Annotated in this window: 17 protein-coding genes; 14 read left to right on the forward strand and 3 right to left on the reverse strand. The window is 67.7% G+C overall.

The window, feature by feature from the left end:
* The first annotated feature begins 30 nt into the window (after positions 1-30).
* The 8 genes from AAHM44_RS10960 to AAHM44_RS10995 all read left to right on the forward strand — a co-directional run bounded on the left by AAHM44_RS10960 (position 31) and on the right by AAHM44_RS10995 (position 8747).
* Positions 31-2184: a M3 family metallopeptidase gene (locus AAHM44_RS10960; protein ID WP_342250004.1), complete on the forward strand. Its 2154-nt coding sequence runs from the start codon at positions 31-33 to the stop codon at positions 2182-2184.
* Between the two features lie 207 nt (positions 2185-2391).
* The gene (locus AAHM44_RS10965; RefSeq protein WP_342250005.1) at positions 2392-3660 is read left to right on the forward strand and encodes a 3-methyl-2-oxobutanoate dehydrogenase (2-methylpropanoyl-transferring) subunit alpha; all 1269 of its coding nucleotides are present in this window, start codon (positions 2392-2394) and stop codon (positions 3658-3660) included.
* The gene (locus tag AAHM44_RS10970) at positions 3657-4526 is read left to right on the forward strand and encodes a hypothetical protein (protein ID WP_342250006.1); all 870 of its coding nucleotides are present in this window, start codon (positions 3657-3659) and stop codon (positions 4524-4526) included. The genes AAHM44_RS10965 and AAHM44_RS10970 overlap by 4 nt, the downstream gene beginning before the upstream one ends.
* Before the next feature lie 35 nt (positions 4527-4561).
* On the forward strand, positions 4562-5566 hold the full coding sequence (locus AAHM44_RS10975) for an alpha-ketoacid dehydrogenase subunit beta (RefSeq protein ID WP_184164977.1): 1005 nt from the start codon (positions 4562-4564) through the stop codon (positions 5564-5566).
* A gap of 5 nt (positions 5567-5571) precedes the next feature.
* Complete coding sequence (locus tag AAHM44_RS10980) at positions 5572-6831, forward strand: dihydrolipoamide acetyltransferase family protein (RefSeq protein WP_342250007.1); 1260 nt, start codon at positions 5572-5574, stop codon at positions 6829-6831.
* On the forward strand, positions 6831-7310 hold the full coding sequence (locus tag AAHM44_RS10985; RefSeq protein WP_342250008.1) for a GNAT family N-acetyltransferase: 480 nt from the start codon (positions 6831-6833) through the stop codon (positions 7308-7310). Before AAHM44_RS10980 ends, AAHM44_RS10985 begins: the two co-directional genes overlap by 1 nt.
* A 208-nt stretch (positions 7311-7518) precedes the next feature.
* Entirely contained in the window at positions 7519-7890 is a 372-nt protein-coding gene (locus tag AAHM44_RS10990; RefSeq protein ID WP_342250009.1) for a VOC family protein, read from the forward strand.
* Positions 7891-7922: 32 nt separating this feature from the next.
* Positions 7923-8747, forward strand: a complete 825-nt coding sequence (locus AAHM44_RS10995; protein ID WP_342250010.1) for a hypothetical protein — start codon at positions 7923-7925, stop codon at positions 8745-8747.
* A 3-nt stretch (positions 8748-8750) separates the two neighbouring features.
* Here the strand turns inward: AAHM44_RS10995 and AAHM44_RS11000 are convergent, their stop codons facing one another.
* Positions 8751-9689, reverse strand: a complete 939-nt coding sequence (locus AAHM44_RS11000) for a hypothetical protein (protein WP_342250011.1) — start codon at positions 9687-9689, stop codon at positions 8751-8753.
* A 113-nt stretch (positions 9690-9802) separates the two neighbouring features.
* Here AAHM44_RS11000 and rarD point away from each other — a divergent pair, with 113 nt between their 5' ends.
* The 5 genes from rarD to AAHM44_RS11025 all read left to right on the forward strand — a co-directional run bounded on the left by rarD (position 9803) and on the right by AAHM44_RS11025 (position 12651).
* A complete protein-coding gene (gene rarD, locus AAHM44_RS11005; RefSeq protein WP_269573530.1) occupies positions 9803-10720 on the forward strand; it encodes an EamA family transporter RarD in 918 nt (305 codons plus the stop codon).
* Between the two features lie 231 nt (positions 10721-10951).
* Positions 10952-11287: an ArsR/SmtB family transcription factor gene (locus AAHM44_RS11010; RefSeq protein ID WP_342250012.1), complete on the forward strand. Its 336-nt coding sequence runs from the start codon at positions 10952-10954 to the stop codon at positions 11285-11287.
* Complete coding sequence (locus tag AAHM44_RS11015; RefSeq protein ID WP_269573532.1) at positions 11284-11679, forward strand: VOC family protein; 396 nt, start codon at positions 11284-11286, stop codon at positions 11677-11679. Before AAHM44_RS11010 ends, AAHM44_RS11015 begins: the two co-directional genes overlap by 4 nt.
* Positions 11676-12119 (forward strand): SRPBCC family protein, encoded by a 444-nt coding sequence (locus AAHM44_RS11020; protein ID WP_269573533.1) that lies wholly within the window; start codon positions 11676-11678, stop codon positions 12117-12119. Before AAHM44_RS11015 ends, AAHM44_RS11020 begins: the two co-directional genes overlap by 4 nt.
* Entirely contained in the window at positions 12112-12651 is a 540-nt protein-coding gene (locus tag AAHM44_RS11025; RefSeq protein ID WP_269573534.1) for an SRPBCC family protein, read from the forward strand. The genes AAHM44_RS11020 and AAHM44_RS11025 overlap by 8 nt, the downstream gene beginning before the upstream one ends.
* A gap of 152 nt (positions 12652-12803) precedes the next feature.
* Here the strand turns inward: AAHM44_RS11025 and AAHM44_RS11030 are convergent, their stop codons facing one another.
* Positions 12804-13997: a thiolase family protein gene (locus tag AAHM44_RS11030; RefSeq protein WP_342250013.1), complete on the reverse strand. Its 1194-nt coding sequence runs from the start codon at positions 13995-13997 to the stop codon at positions 12804-12806.
* A gap of 104 nt (positions 13998-14101) precedes the next feature.
* Between AAHM44_RS11030 and AAHM44_RS11035 the strand changes: the two genes are divergently transcribed.
* Positions 14102-14470, forward strand: coding sequence for a DUF427 domain-containing protein (locus AAHM44_RS11035; RefSeq protein WP_342250014.1), 369 nt, complete (start codon positions 14102-14104; stop codon positions 14468-14470).
* Here AAHM44_RS11035 and AAHM44_RS11040 read toward each other — a convergent pair.
* Positions 14460-15251 carry a crotonase/enoyl-CoA hydratase family protein gene (locus tag AAHM44_RS11040; RefSeq protein ID WP_342250015.1) on the reverse strand — a complete coding sequence of 264 codons (792 nt, stop codon included), beginning with the start codon at positions 15249-15251 and terminating at the stop codon, positions 14460-14462. The genes AAHM44_RS11035 and AAHM44_RS11040 overlap by 11 nt on opposite strands.
* Between the last annotated feature and the right edge of the window lie 18 nt (positions 15252-15269).

Here is a 15269-nt window from a genome sequence, read left to right on the forward strand (position 1 = left end):
CAATCGCAGAATTCAGGGGACCCCGCGCAGATGATCCGCAACTTCAGCCGCCGTCAGGCGCTTCTCGGCACCAGTGCCGCACTTGCCACGCCTTTCCTGGGGAGCCTGATGGCCCACGCTGCCGAACCCGTCGATGCCTCGCTTTTGCTCAAGCCCTGGCCGGGCGGCTATGGCGGCGTGCCCCCCTGGGACAAGTTCAAGGCCGAGATGTTCCCCGCCGCTTTTGAAGTCGCGGTCGCCGAGCAGCGCCAGGAGATCCACGCGATCCGCAACGCGCGCAGCGCCTCCACTTTCCACACCGTGATCGAGCCGATGCAGAAGGCCGGCGACACGATGGACCGCGTGTTGTCGGCCTGGGGCGTCTACACCAGCAACCTCGCCGACAAGCAGGTGCAGGCGATCGACCGCGAGTGGAGTCCCAAGCTCACCAAGGCGAATGATGAGCTGTTCCTCGATCCCCTGCTCTTCGCCCGGGTGAAGGGGGCGTATGACACGCGCGCCCGGCAGAAGCTCGATGCCCAGCAGACTCGCCTGCTCGAGCGGAGCTATCGCGGCTTCGTTCGCCGCGGCGCCGCGCTCTCCGATGCCGAGCGCGCCGAAGTCAGCCGCCTCAACCAGGCGCTCGCCTCCGCCTTCTCCGATTTCAGCCGCAAGCTGCTTGCCGACGAGGAGACCTGGATCGTCCTCGACAGCGAAGCCCAGCTCGCCGGCCTGCCGGACAGCTTCAAGGCATCGCTCGCCAGTGCCGCGACCGAGCGCGGGCTCACCGGCAAATGGGCGGTGGTCAACACCCGCTCCTCGGTCTCGCCCTTCCTCACCTACTCGACCAACCGCGGCCTGCGCGAAAAGGTCTGGCGCGCCTTCGTCTCGCGCGGCGACAATGGCAATGCCAGCGATAACAAGGCCGGCATCGCCGAGATCCTCAAGCTGCGCCAGCAGCGTGCGAAGCTGCTCGGTTTCAAGAACCATGCATACTATCGCATGGACGACACCATGGCCGAGACCCCGGCCAATGCGATGAAGCTGATGATGGCGGTGTGGCCTGCCGCCCGCGCCCGCGTCGCCGAAGAAGTCGCCGACATGCAGGCGCTCGCCGACGCCGAAGGCACCAGGGGGGAAGGCCCGAAGATCACCATCGAGCCCTGGGACTATCGCTTCTATGCCGAGAAGGTCCGCAAGGCGAAGTACGACCTCGATGAGAGCGAGGTGAAGCCGTATCTCGAGCTGAACAACATCCTCCAGGGCGCCTTCTACGCCGCCGGCCGGCTCTATGACCTGGGCTTCAAGGAAGTGAAGGACGTGCCGGTGTTCGACCCGGCAGTGCGCACCTTCGAGGTTACCGACACGCGTACCGGCAAGAATATCGGCGTCTTCTATTTCGACGGCTATGCCCGCTCGGGCAAGCGCTCCGGCGCCTGGGCCACGCGCTATCGCGGCCAGCAGAAGTTCGGCGGCGCCCGCAACACGCTCGCCTCGAACAACAACAATTTCGTCAAGGGCGGCGCCGGCGAGCCGACTCTGATCAGCCTCGACGATGCGACCACGCTGTTCCACGAGTTCGGCCATGCGATCCACAGCCTGCTCCAGAACATCACCTATCCGGGGCTCGCGGGCACGCCGCGCGATTTCGTGGAGTATCCCAGCCAGGTGAACGAGAACTGGCTGCTCACCCGCGACGTGCTCGACAAATACGCCAAGCACTACAAGACCGGCGCGCCGATGCCGCAGGCGCTGGTCGACAAGATCGAGAAGTCCTCCACCTTCAATCAGGGCTTCGACACGGTCGAGTATCTCGCCTGCGCGATCCTCGACATGCAGCTGCACGATCGCGAAGTGCCGGTCACCGACATCGCCGCGTTCGAGAAGGAAGCGCTTGCCGCGCTCGGCATGCCCAGGGAGATCGTGCTGCGCCACCGGCTGCCGCAGTTCAGCCACCTCTTCTCGTCGGACGCCTATTCGGCCGGCTATTATTCCTATCTCTGGTCCGAAACGATGGACGCGGACACCTGGGCGGCGTTCCAGGAAACCGGCAATGTCTGGGACAAGGCCACGGCCGACCGCTTCCGCGCCACCCTGCTTTCCACCGGCAACGAGACCGACCGCAAGCTCGCCTATCGCGCGTTCCGCGGGCGCGATCCGGACGTGTCGGCACTGTTCAAGCGGCGCGGCTTCCCGGTCGCGTAAGCCTCCTAACCCCTTGCCTTCCGCTTCCCCGGCGAAAGCCGGGGAGCAGTATTGAACATCGGTCGGGCTCGAATTCCCAGCGGCCCACCCGGCATTTCAGGTCAGCACCCCTGACCTACTTGCGTCAGTCTTTGAAATTTTATAACAAAGGTGCGAAACGTGATTCCCGAGCGTTTGGCAACGGGAACCTATGTCCGGAGAGTCCATGTGAGCGAGCGCGACCGCGCCAACCTGCCCCCGCTTGCGTTGCACGTGCCCGAGCCGCGCTTCCGCCCGGGTGACGAGGCGGACTTCAGCGACATCGTGGTGCCGCCCGCCGGCGCCACCCGCCGGCCCGACACCGCCGACCGTGCCGACAGCTTCCATGAGCTGGCCTATGGCCTGGTCCGCGTCCTCGATGACGAAGGCAATGCCGTCGGCCCCTGGGATCCGCGGCTCGATGCGGATGCCAAGCGCCGCATGCTCCGGTCGATGGCACTCACCCGCGCGTTCGACGAGCGCATGTTCCGCGCCCAGCGCCAGGGCAAGACCAGCTTCTACATGAAGTCCACCGGCGAGGAGGCGGTGTCGATCGGCGCGGCGAGCGCGCTCGCCAGCGATGACATGTGCTTCCCCTCCTATCGCCAGCAGGGGATCCTCATCACGCGCGGCTATCCGATCGTGTCGATGATGAACCAGATCTATTCGAACAAGGCCGATCCGCTCGAGGGCCGCCAGTTGCCGATCATGTATTCCTCGAAGGAATTCGGCTTCTTCTCGATCTCGGGCAATCTCGCGACGCAATATCCCCAGGCCGTCGGCTGGGCGATGGCGAGCGCGGCCAAGGGCGACACCCGCATCTCCGCCACCTGGTGCGGTGAGGGCTCGACCGCCGAGGGCGACTTCCACTCGGCGCTCACCTTCGCGACCGTCTACAAGGCGCCGGTGATCTTCAACGTCGTCAACAATCAGTGGGCGATCAGCTCCTTCTCGGGCTTTGCCGGGGCCGAGGCGACCACTTTCGCGGCGCGCGCGATCGGCTATGGCATCGCCGGCCTTCGCGTCGACGGCAATGACGCGCTGGCGGTGTACGCCGCGACCGAATGGGCCGCCGAGCGCGCGCGGACCAACCAGGGCCCGACGCTGATCGAGCATTTCACCTATCGCGCCGAAGGCCATTCGACCTCGGACGATCCGACCGCGTACCGTTCGGCCGGCGAGCCCAATGCCTGGCCGCTCGGCGATCCGATCCGCCGCCTCAAGGAGCATCTCATCAAGCTCGGCGAATGGGACGAGGAGCGCCACGCCGCGCAGGACCTCGAGCTCGCCGAGCTGGTCAAGGCATCGCAGAAGGAAGCCGAGAAGAACGGCATCCTCGGCCACGGCATGCACCAGCCCTTCGAATCGATGTTCGAAGGCGTGTTCGAGACGATCCCCTGGCACCTCAAGGAACAGCAGCAGCAGATGCTCGACGAGCAGAAGGCGGCAGGCCTGTGACCCTGGTCCTCACCCGCCGCGCGCTGGTGAAGGGGGCTTGTGCGCTCGGCGCGCTTGCGCTGCTCCCGCCCGGCCTGCTCCACGCCGCCCCGATCGGCGATCCCGAGACGATCGACCTCGCCGTCTCGCCGACGCGCTCGACCAAGCTGCTGATCTGGAAGCCCGCCAGCCCCCGGGGCGTGGTGCTGTTCTCGACCGGCCATGGCTCCTGGCCCGAGCGCTATGCGCGGCTGATCTCGGTGCTGCTTGGCGAGGGCTTTGTCGTGCTCGCGCCGCTGCATGTCGATTCGATGCACTATCCTGAGCGCGAGAAGTTCACCTTCCTGTCCTCGTTCACCGAACGGCTGGCCGACATGCGCGCCACCGCTGCCCATGCCGCCAGGGCCTTTCCCGTGCTGCCGGTGATCGCGGCGGGGCACAGCTACGGCACGCTTACCTCGCTGTGCCTCGGTGGTGCGCTTCCGAACTTCAAGGGACGCATCCCTGCGGTGAAGGCGGTGCTCGGCTTCTCGTCGCCCGGCAAGCAGCCCGGCCTGGTTCCGGACAGTGCGTATAGCAGCGTCCAGGTGCCGGTGATGATGGTGACCGGCACTGCGGACGCGCTGCCGCCGGTCATGGGCCATGCCACCCCGGCGAGCGAACATCTCTTCCCGGCGGAGACTGCACCGGCGGGCACCTATGCACTGGTCGTCGAGGGCGGCGATCACCAGCTGGTCGACGACGCCGTCCGCTTCCCGCGCACCGAGGCGCCGGTGAAGCTGTTCGTCGAGGCCTATGGCCTGGGCGACGCCGGCGCGCGCCGCAAGCTCGATACATGGAAACCTTCGGCGGGCGACCGCTGGACCCTTCGCAAGGCACAGGCATGACCGAGATGGTCACCGAGACGGGTGCAACCACCCAGATGAACATGATCCAGGCGATCAACTCCGCCATGGACGTGATGATGGCGCGCGACCCGAACGTGGTCGTGATGGGCGAGGATGTCGGCTATTTCGGCGGCGTCTTCCGCGCCACCGCCGGGCTCCAGGCCAAATATGGCAAGACCCGCGCCTTCGACACGCCGATCACCGAGATCGGTATCATGGGCGTGGCGATCGGCATGGGCGCCTATGGCCTGCGCCCGGTCCCCGAGATCCAGTTCGCCGATTACATCTATCCGGCGCTCGACCAGCTCGTCTCCGAAGCGGCGCGCCTGCGCTATCGCTCGGCGGCGGACTTCACCGCGCCGATCACGATCCGCTCGCCCTATGGCGGCGGCATTTTCGGCGGCCAGACGCACAGCCAGTCGCCCGAGGGCATCTTCACCCATGTCTCGGGCATGAAGACGGTGATCCCCTCGACGCCGTACGACGCCAAGGGCCTGCTGATCGCGGCGATCGAGGACAATGATCCCGTCCTCTTCCTCGAGCCCAAGCGCATCTACAATGGCCCGTTCCATGGCCATTATGACCGCCCGGCCAAGACCTGGGCCGATCATCCCGGCGCCCAGGTGCCCGAGGGCCATTACCGCGTCGAACTCGGCAAGGCTTCGGTCGTCCGCCCGGGCGAGGCTGTGACGATCCTCTGCTACGGCACGATGGTCCATGTCGTCGCCAACACGGTCGAGGAACTCGGCATCGACGCCGAGATCGTCGATCTGCGCACCCTCGTTCCGCTCGACATCGAGACGATCGAGGAATCGGTGAAGAAGACCGGCCGCTGCCTGATCGTCCACGAAGCGACTCGTACCTCGGGCTTCGGCGCCGAGCTCTCGGCGCAGGTGCAGGAGCGCTGCTTCTACCATCTCGAAGCGCCGATCGAACGCGTCACCGGCTTCGACACGCCCTATCCGCATAGCCTGGAATGGGCCTATTTCCCTGGCCCGGTCCGTATCGGCACCGCCCTCAAGAAGATCCTGAAGGACTGATCCGCATGGCACGCTTCACGTTCCGCCTGCCCGATATCGGCGAAGGCATTGCCGAGGCCGAGATCGTCGCTTGGCACGTCAAGGTCGGGGACAAGGTGTCGGAGGACCAGCAGGTCGCCGACATGATGACCGACAAGGCCACGGTCGAGATGGAATCGCCCGTCTCCGGCGTGGTGGTCGCGCTGGCCGGCGAAGTCGGCGAGATGGTCGCGATCGGCTCGGGGCTGATGGTGATCGAAGTCGAGGGCGATGCCGAAGCGGCCGCGCCTGCCGCTGCCGAGACTCCTGTCGAGGATCAGGTAGAGGCGGAAACGCCGGGCGTCGAGGAAGTTGCCGAGGCTGCTCCGGCGCCCGCTCCCGCTCCGGAACCCGCACCCGTCGCCCTGCCCGAGCCGGCCCCGCACAAGCAGGTCCTCGCCAGCCCGGCGGTTCGCGCGCGTGCGAAGGATCTCGGCATCGATCTCGCCAGCGTGAAGGCGGATGGCAACCATGTCCGCCACGCCGATCTCGACGCCTATCTCCGCTACGGCAGCGCCCAGGGCTATCACGCCCCGCATGCGTCGCGTGCCCGCGAGGACTTGCCCGTCAAGGTCATCGGCATGCGCCGCCGCATCGCCGAGAACATGGCTGCATCGAAGCGCGCGATCCCGCACTTCACTTATGTCGACGAGATCGACGTGACTGCGCTCGAAGCGATGCGCGCCGACCTCAACGACAATCGCGGCCAGCGCCCCAAGCTGACCATGCTGCCGTTCCTGATCGTCGCGATCTGCCGGGCGCTGCCCGATTTCCCGATGATCAACGCCCGCTATGACGATGAGGCCGGCGTGGTCACGCGCCATGGCCGTGTCCATCTCGGCATGGCGGCGCAGACCGATGCCGGGCTGATGGTGCCGGTGATCCGCGATGCGCAGGACAAGAATGTCTGGCAGCTCGCCAGCGAGATCTCGCGCCTCGCCGAGGCCGCGCGCACCGGCAAGGCGAAGAGCGAGGAGCTGTCCGGCTCCACCCTCACCGTGACCTCGCTCGGCCCGCTCGGCGGCATCGCCACCACGCCGGTGATCAACCGTCCGGAAGTCGCGATCATCGGTCCGAACAAGATCGTCGAGCGCCCGATCTTCCAGGGCGACGAGATCGTCCGCGCCAAGCTGATGAACCTGTCGATCTCGTGCGACCACCGCGTGGTCGACGGCTGGGATGCGGCGAGCTTCGTCCAGGCGGTGAAGAAGCTGGTCGAGACCCCCGTGCTGCTGTTCGCCGACTGATGCGCTGGCGGGCGATGGAGGCGGAGGACCTCGACGGTGTCGTCGCGGTCGCCCGCATCGCCTTCCCGGACCATCCCGAGGGGCGGGCCTGTTTCGCCGAGCGGCTCGCGCTCGCGCCGGACAGTTGTTTCGTGCTCGATGGCGCGCGCGGCGTGGCCGGATACCTCATCGCCTATCCCTGGCCGCAGGGAGCCATCCCCCCGCTCGACACCTTGCTCGGCGCGCTGCCCGAGAGCCGGGCCAGCTGGTATCTCCACGATCTCGCTCTGCTTCCCGAGGCGCGGGGCGGCGGCAATGCCCGCGCCGGGCTCGCTTTGCTGTTCGCGCAGGTCGATGCGCCTATCGCGCTGGTCTCGGTCAACCAATCCGCCGGTTTCTGGCAGGCCCAGGGTTTCGTGCCCCGGGAAAGCCCCGAACTCCGCGCCAAGCTCGCCAGCTATGGCCCGGACGCCCGCTACATGATCCGCCCGGCCGGTTGACGGAGCGCCCGCAAAGCCGCAAAATCCTGCCGTCGATAAAGGGCCATGGACCGGATAGGTAAGCCCGGTCGCTCCGCTGTCCGCGGAGAACCTGTACCCCGCAAGGGGACCCGCGACGAGACGCCGGCGCAGTTGCGCGCCGGTGGCTCGGCGGGTGTGACCTGAACGATCCCATGCACGCGCCGGGCCTCAACTTGAGGAACGACCAATGCGCCTGAACCATCTCGACCTTCCCGTCCCCGACATCGCCGAGGCCCGCGCCTTTTTCGAGCGCTGGCTGGGCTTCCGCCACCTCCAGACCCTGGGCGACAACGGCCTGTCGATCCTTGTCGACGGCGCCGGCCTCGTGCTGGTGCTCAGCCGCCTCCAGCGTGGCGGCGCGCAGGGCTTCCCCGAGGGCTTCCATATCGGCTTCCACCTGGCCGACGAGGTGGCGGTGACCGCGCTCCACGCGGCGCTGGCTGCCGAGGGGCTGGCCGGCGATCCGCCCGTCCACCAGCGCGGCGCCTTCGCCTTCTACTTCATCGCGCCCGGCAAGATACTCGTCGAAATCGCGCATCGTCCGCCACCAGGCGACTGACAGGTGTCACGCCGGCCTGCTAGGAGGGGATCATGCACTTCGATCTCCTCCAGTCGATCAGCCTCGCCGGCGATGTCTCCGTTCCCAATGACGACCGCGCCGGCTTCGTGCGCGGCCATGCCTGGGTGATCGACGGCGCGACCGATCTCGGCCCGCCCGGGCTGGTCGGCAGCCAGGGCGGCGCGGCCTGGCTGGCGAGCATCGCGCACGGTGCCTTCACCGTCTCCCCGGCCGCGTCGGTCGAAGCGCTGTTCGGCGATGTCTGCGATGCGATCCTCGCTGGCTGGGAGCGCGACCGCACCCGCGATCCCGAGGATCGCTGGGAATATCCGCTCGCCTCCTCGCTCGCCACCCGGCTCGGCGAGGGCGTGCTCGAGATCGGCTGGCTCGGCGACTGTGTCGGCTTCCTCTGGTCCGGCGGCCCGGTCACCCGGCTCGGCCCGGTCCGCGAGATCCGCGATTCGGAGGCCGAACGCGCCGCCAGCCTTGCCGTGCACGGCCTGGGCAGCCCCAAGCGCTCCGCCCCGATCCTCGCCAATCTCCGCGCCACCCGCGGCCGCCCCGGCATGCGCGTGCTCAGCGTCGATCCCGAGCATATGTCGGAAGTCGCCGGCGCCAGCATCGCCTGTGCGCCGGGCGACGAGCTCTTCCTGATGAGCGACGGCTATGCCGCGCTGATCGACAGCTACGGCACCTATGACGACACGACCCTGATCGAGGCGATCCGCAGCCGCGGCCTCGCCGCTATCGCCGAGGAGCTGCGCGCGATCGAGCAGGGCGACGCCGCCTGCACCCGCTTCCCGCGTTTCAAGACCTCGGACGACGCGACCGCGCTCTGGCTGCGGATCGGCGGCTGAGCCTTACTCCCCCGCGTAGATCGAGCGGCTCAGCGCGGTGCGCACCTGCTCGCGCCCGGCAAGGATCCGCTCGCGCGCGGCCCGGTCGAGCGCCTCGGCCTCCTTCGCGATCGCCTGGCGCTTCGCGCTCACTGCCTTGAACGCCGCCGCATCGCTGCCGCTGCCGAAGCCGAAATAGCCATTGGCGTTGGTCCAGCTCTTGCGCGCGAGCAGCGTGCAGAGTTCCGCCGTCGCATCGAGCATCGCCTGCTGGTTGGCGAGCAGCGGATCGGCCTGCGCATCGCCGGCGATCTTCGCGATCCCCAGCTTGGCGGCCTTGGGCAGGCTCGCGCCGCCGATCGCCTCGGCCAGCGCCTTGCGCCGGGCGAGCCGCGCCACGCTCTGCTCGGCGGCGAGCGCGCGGACCTGCGCGATATCGCCGCAATGGCCGATCACCTGCGGGTTCTGCTGGAGCATATAGGGGCTGGTCAGCGCCCCCGCGCCGAACTTGCCCAGCGCCTCGCCATAGGCGCGCGCCGCGGCCTGGTCTTCCTTGATCGACGAAAGATAGAGGCTCGAGACCGGCCCGCGCGATGCCGCGCCGGCGGGCAGCGACGGCGTGCCGTCGGTGCCCAGCTCCATGTCGGCGAAGCTGCTGGCATCGGCGCGCGATCGCGTCTGGAACTGGCCATGCGCAACCAGCGCCGCCCCGGCGCCCGCGCCGATCAGCAGCGCCAGCGAGCCCAGCTTCCAGCCCAGCCCGGCATGGCGCGTCGTCGCCAGGAATCCGATCAGCCACAGCACCAGCCCGGCGGCAGCCCCCCCCACCAGCAGCGCCGGCAGCGGCACGGGCTCGCAGAAATGCGGCCCCAGCACGGCGGCCAGCACCAGGATGGCGCCTCCCACCAGAGTCGCGACTACCGGATGGCCATAAGGGCCTTCCCGATCCCATTCGTCAGACATGATTCCCCCTCTTGTCTGACAAGAGTAGCGAGGAAGCATTTCGGTGCAATCGCTTTGCGACGGCAAAGCGAGGCTTGCTTGCGCGCCGTCGAAGGTCCGCGCAAGGAGGCGGCATGAGCAGCAGTCCAGCGTCCGCCGATCCCGCCCGCGCTTCCGCCAATCGCGGCCTTGCGCTTGCGGTCGGCGCCTATGGCATCTGGGGTTTCCTGCCGATCTATTTCCACATCCTGTCGAACGTGCCGGCACTCCAGATCCTCGCCCACCGCATCGTCTGGTCGGTGCTGCTGCTCGGCGTGCTGGTCTTCGCGTTCGGCCGGGCAGGCGACATCTGGCGCGCGGCCCGCGGCCGCACCCTCCTCCTGCTCTGCGCCAGCGCGGCGCTGATCGCGATCAACTGGTTCGTCTATATCTGGTCGGTCGAGACGGGCCATGTGCTCGAGGCGAGCCTCGGCTATTTCATCAATCCGCTGGTCAATGTCGCGCTCGGCATGCTCGTGCTCGGCGAGCGGCTGCGGCGCTGGCAGGGCGTGGCGATCGGCATCGCCGCGGCGGGCGTGCTGGTGATGGCGCTGGAGGGCGGCGGGGCGATCCTGATCTCGCTCGCTCTGGCGCTGAGCTTCGGCTTCTACGGCCTGGTCCGCAAGGTGGTGGCGATCGATTCGCTCGGCGGGCTCACGGTCGAGACGATCCTGCTCATTCCCTTCGCCGCTGTCTGGCTGGCCTATACGGCGGGGCAGGGGACCAGCGGCTTCGGTGTCTCCACCAGCCAGAACGCGCTGCTCATCGCCGCCGGCGTCATCACCGCCACGCCCTTGCTGATGTTCGCCGCCGCCGCGCGGCTGCTGCCGCTGTCGATGATGGGGCTGCTCCAATATATCGCGCCGACGCTGCAATTCTTCGTCGCGCTGGCGCTCGGCGAGCCGCTGCGTACGGTCCACCTGGTCGCCTTCCCGCTGATCTGGGCCGGCTGCGCGCTCTACGCCTGGGACAGCATCCGCGCCGCCCGCGCACCGGTGCCGGCTGAGGCGTAAATAACGCTATCAATGTAGGATTTTGTCTGATGGGGTCGGCATATGGCCGACTCCACCGGACCCTCCATGACCTCCGAAGCCCGCGCCGCGGCTGAAGCCGAGCGCGACGCCTTCTTTGCGCGCAAGCGTGACAAGAGATTCAACATTTCTCCGGAGGAATCGCGGAAATCCGCCGAAAATTATTCAACCAATCGGTTGACTATCCCGGCTGGCGCGCAGATATTAAACCACATGGTTGAATATCGACTCGACGCCACCTTCCACGCCCTCGCCGATCCCACGCGGCGCGGCATGCTCGCCCATCTTGCCCAGGGCGAGAAATCGATCGGCGATCTCGCCCAGCCCTTTGCGATGAGCTTCGCCGGCGCGTCCAAGCACCTGAAGGTGCTCGAGGGCGCGGGGCTGGTCGCGCGGCGCAAGGTGGGACGCAGCTATATGTGCGCACTCAAGCCCGCGCCGCTTGCCGAAGCCGAGCAATGGCTGAAGCAATGGGAGAAGTTCTGGACCGTCCGCCTCGATGCGCTCGAAGCGATCATCGCCGCGGACCAGAAGGCGACCCGCTCATGACCCGGGCCACCCCGTTCCTGATGTTCCAGCACGGCAAGGCCCAGGCCGCGCTCGATTTCTGGATCGAGACCGTGCCCGGCAGCCGCATCGAGTCGGTCGAGCGCTTCGGCCCCGACGGGCCCGGCCCCGCAGGCACGATCCTCCGGGCGCATGCGGTGATCGCCGGCCAGGCGGTGATGATCCATGACAGCTTCATCACGCACGGCTTCGATTTCACCCCGAGCTGGTCCTTCTTCCTCGATGTCGCGGACGAAACCGAGTTCGACCGGCTGTTCGCGGCCCTGTCCGAGGGCGGCGGCGTGCTGATGCCGCCCGACAATTATGGCTGGAGCCCCCGCTTCGGCTGGCTGAACGACCGGTTCGGAGTCTCCTGGCAGGTCAACCTGGCATGAGTGCCCCGATCCTCAGCATCACCCGCGCATTCGCCGCGCCGGCCGAGCGCGTGTTCGATGCCTGGCTCGATCCCGCCGATGCGGCACGCTTCCTCTTCGCCACGCCGGACGGCGAGATGGTCCGCTGCGAGATCGACGCGCGGGTCGGTGGCGAGGGGCTGATCGTCGAGCGGCGCGGCACCGGGGAAGTGCCCCATCGACTGCGCTTCGAAGTCATCGAGCGCCCGCAGCGCCTCGTCTTCCTCTTCGCGGCGGGACCGGTCGAGGAAAGTGAATGGACCCGCGTCTCGATTGACATCGCGCCCAGCCACAGCGGCTGCACGCTCACCCTTACCCACGCAATGGACCCCGCCTGGGCCGCCTATGAGGACCAGACCCGCAAGGGCTGGACGATGATCCTCGAAGGCCTGGGCCGTATCACGGAGAAGCACGATGGTTGATACGCTTGCCGCCGACACGATCACCCCGCAGATGCTCCGCTTCGAGCGCGACCTTGCCGCGCCGATCGAGACCGTCTGGCAATATCTGGTCGATCCCGAGCTGCGCGCCCGCTGGTTCATGGGCGGTCCGACCGAGCCGCAGGTCGGCGGCAAGCTCGGCATGACCTTCAACCACCAGAACCTGTCCGATGGCGACGTGCCCAATCCCGAGCGCTACGCCCAGCATCAGGGCAAGGCCTGGTCGGAGACGATCACGCGCTTCGAGCCGCCGCATTTCCTCGCCTTCACCTGGGACAATGGCGATGCCGGTGAAGTGACGATCGAGCTCTTCGCCTTCGCCCCCGACCGCACCCGGCTGGTGCTCACCCACAACCGCCTGCGCGGGGCGGCGGACGCGCGCAATTTCGGCGGCGGCTGGGGCGCCCATCTCGAAGTGCTGCAGCGGCGCCTGGCCGGCGAGCCCGTGGAGAGTTTCTGGGACCTGCACGCCGCGGCCGAGAAGCGCGCGGCGGACGCGGTGGGGCTGGACTGAATCAATCCGTCGCCAAAAACCACTAACCGTCACCCCGGCCTTGTGCCGGGGTCCACTATGCCTCTCGTTTTGACGAAAGAGCTTCTTGCCCATCGCGCGCCTCCCGGTGGACCCCGGCACAAGGCCGGGGTGACGAGGGAGGAAGGCGGGCGTCAGGGAAGCTCGAACAGCCCTGCGGCCCCCATCCCGCCGGCGGTGCACATCGACACCACGACATAGCGCACCCCGCGCTTGCGCCCCTCGATCAGCGCATGGCCCACCAGCCGCGATCCGCTCATCCCGAACGGGTGGCCGATCGCGATGGCGCCGCCATTGACGTTGAGCTTCTCGGGATCGATCCCCAGCGTGTCGCGGCAATAGAGGCACTGGCTGGCGAACGCCTCGTTGATCTCCCACAGGCCGATATCCTCGACCTTCAGCCCTGCGCGCTTGAGCAGCTTCGGCACCGCGAAGACGGGGCCGATCCCCATTTCCTCGGGCTCGCAGCCGGCGGCCTGGAAGCCGCGATAGATGCCCAGGATCTCCTTGCCCTCGGCCTCGGCGGTCTTCCGCTCCATCAGGATCTGGGCGGCGGCGCCGTCGGAAAGCTGGCTGGCATTGCCCGCCGTGATGTACTTGCCTTCCTTGACGAACTGCCCGTCCTTCCAGACGGTCTTGAGCGTGGCCAGCACCTCGGCGGTGGTGCCGGCGCGGATGCCTTCGTCCTGGGTGACGGTCACCGTCGCGCTGCCGGTGCGGTTGCCTTCCTTGTCGAACAGCGCCTTTTCCACCGTGATCGGCACGATCTCCTCGGCAAAGGCGCCGTTCTCCAGCCCCGCTGCGGCACGCTGCTGGCTCATCGCGCCGAATTCGTCCTGCGCCGCGCGGCTGATGCCATAGCGCTCGGCGACGATCTCGGCGGTCTCGATCATCGGGATGTACGCCGCCGGCACCTTGCCGATCACCGACTGGTTCACATAGCGCGGAGCGTTCTTCATCGTCAGGCTGATCGATTCCATGCCGCCGGCCAGCGCCACGTCGATCTCGTCGGTCATGATCGATCGCGCGGCGAGGGCAATCGCGGTCAGTCCCGATCCGCATTTGCGGTCAAGGCTGAAGGCGGGCACGCTGTGCGGCAGCCCGGCGGCGAACAGCGCCATCCGCGCCATGTTGCCGCCCTCGGTGCCCCATTGGTTGCCCATGCCGTAGAACACGTCGTCGATCCGCGCCGGATCGATCCCGGCGCGTTCCACCGCGGCGTTCATCACATGCGCGGCGAGAACGGGCGCCTCGGTGTCGTTGAAATAGCCGCGGCCCGCCTTGCCGACCCCGGTTCGCGCGGTCGAGACGATCACTGCTTCACGCATGCTGGCACCCTTTCCCGGTTCTTTTTCGAAGATGCGGTATGGCGGCGTGGCGGGGCGATTGCAATGGCCTCGCGCCGCCCCATATCGCCCGTCGGAGGTGGTGCATGGTGAGCAAGCCGATCCTGATTCCCGGGCCCGATCATCCGATCACGATCACGCGTTCGGACGCGCATGTCGTGGTCCGTGCCGCCGGCAGGGTGATCGCGGATACGCGCCGCGCGCTCGAGCTGCGCGAGGCCAGTTATCCGCCGGTCCTCTACATCCCGCGCGAGGATGCCGACATGGCGCTGCTCGGCCGCACCGCCCATGTCAGCTATTGCCCGTACAAGGGCGACGCGTCCTATTATTCGATCGTCGGCGGCGTGGAGAATGCGGTGTGGAGCTATGAGGCGCCCTATGCCGCGGTCGAGGCGATCCGGGGCCATCTCGCTTTCTATCCCGACCGGGTCGAGGCGATCGACGTCAGTCTTTGAACACTGGCGGGCGCTTCTGCATGTTGGCGATCACCGCTTCCATCTGGTTCGGCGTGCGCAGCAGCGCGGCCTGTTCGCGGCTCTCGGCGAGCAGGATGTCGCCGGCGTCGCCCTCCAGGTTGGCGAGGCGCTTGGCGGCGCGGATCGCGTGCGGGTTGCGCCCGGCGATCGCCTGGGCCAGCGCCATCGCCTCGGCATGCGGATCCTCGGCGATGCGGGTGACGAAGCCCAGGCGTTGGGCTTCCTCGGCCTCGAACTCGCGGGCGGTATATGCCAGCTCGCGCAGCACGTCGTCGCGGACATTGCCGTGCCACAGCGCATAGCCGGCCATGTCGGGCACGATGCCCCATTTCATCTCCATCACCGACAGGCGGGTGCCGGATGCGGCGATGCGTATGTCCGCGCCGCTGGCGATCTGCAGCCCGCCGCCGAACGCGACGCCGTGGAGCGCGGCGATCACCGGCACCGGGAGGGTGCGCCAGCCCCAGGCGACCTGCTGATAGTCATTGGCCAGGCCGTGGGTGCGCGCGGCGATGTCGAGGTCCTTGGCGCCGCCCAGGCCGCTCTGCGCCATGCTCGCCATGTCGAGCCCGGCGCAGAAGCCGCGCCCCTCGCCGGAAAGGACGACGGCGCGCAGGCCGGGTTCCTGGTCCAGCCGGGCGATCGCGGCGATGATGCCGGTGAACATCGCCGGGTCGAGCGCGTTGAGCTTGTCCGGCCGGGCCAGCCTTACGTCGGCGACGCCTTCGTGGATGTCGATCGTGACACGCTGCTCGGTCATGGCTTGGCTCTCTCCCTT

Source organism: Sphingomonas sp. OTU376 (genome assembly GCF_038440415.1).
Classification (GTDB): Bacteria; Pseudomonadota; Alphaproteobacteria; order Sphingomonadales; family Sphingomonadaceae; genus Sphingomonas; species Sphingomonas kyeonggiensis_A.

Bases quoted from the DNA above. Each gene is read 5' to 3' on its own strand.
- AAHM44_RS10960 (WP_342250004.1), top strand. From the start codon at position 31: ATGATCCGCAACTTCAGCCGCCGTCAGGCGCTTCTCGGCACCAGTGCC.
- AAHM44_RS10975 (WP_184164977.1), top strand. From the start codon at position 4,562: ATGAACATGATCCAGGCGATCAACTCCGCCATGGACGTGATGATGGCG.
- AAHM44_RS10980 (WP_342250007.1), top strand. From the start codon at position 5,572: ATGGCACGCTTCACGTTCCGCCTGCCCGATATCGGCGAAGGCATTGCC.
- AAHM44_RS10985 (WP_342250008.1), top strand. From the start codon at position 6,831: ATGCGCTGGCGGGCGATGGAGGCGGAGGACCTCGACGGTGTCGTCGCG.
- AAHM44_RS10990 (WP_342250009.1), top strand. From the start codon at position 7,519: ATGCGCCTGAACCATCTCGACCTTCCCGTCCCCGACATCGCCGAGGCC.
- AAHM44_RS10995 (WP_342250010.1), top strand. From the start codon at position 7,923: ATGCACTTCGATCTCCTCCAGTCGATCAGCCTCGCCGGCGATGTCTCC.
- AAHM44_RS11000 (WP_342250011.1), bottom strand. From the start codon at position 9,689: ATGTCTGACGAATGGGATCGGGAAGGCCCTTATGGCCATCCGGTAGTC.
- rarD (WP_269573530.1), top strand. From the start codon at position 9,803: ATGAGCAGCAGTCCAGCGTCCGCCGATCCCGCCCGCGCTTCCGCCAAT.
- AAHM44_RS11010 (WP_342250012.1), top strand. From the start codon at position 10,952: ATGGTTGAATATCGACTCGACGCCACCTTCCACGCCCTCGCCGATCCC.
- AAHM44_RS11015 (WP_269573532.1), top strand. From the start codon at position 11,284: ATGACCCGGGCCACCCCGTTCCTGATGTTCCAGCACGGCAAGGCCCAG.
- AAHM44_RS11020 (WP_269573533.1), top strand. From the start codon at position 11,676: ATGAGTGCCCCGATCCTCAGCATCACCCGCGCATTCGCCGCGCCGGCC.
- AAHM44_RS11025 (WP_269573534.1), top strand. From the start codon at position 12,112: ATGGTTGATACGCTTGCCGCCGACACGATCACCCCGCAGATGCTCCGC.
- AAHM44_RS11030 (WP_342250013.1), bottom strand. From the start codon at position 13,997: ATGCGTGAAGCAGTGATCGTCTCGACCGCGCGAACCGGGGTCGGCAAG.
- AAHM44_RS11035 (WP_342250014.1), top strand. From the start codon at position 14,102: ATGGTGAGCAAGCCGATCCTGATTCCCGGGCCCGATCATCCGATCACG.
- AAHM44_RS11040 (WP_342250015.1), bottom strand. From the start codon at position 15,251: ATGACCGAGCAGCGTGTCACGATCGACATCCACGAAGGCGTCGCCGAC.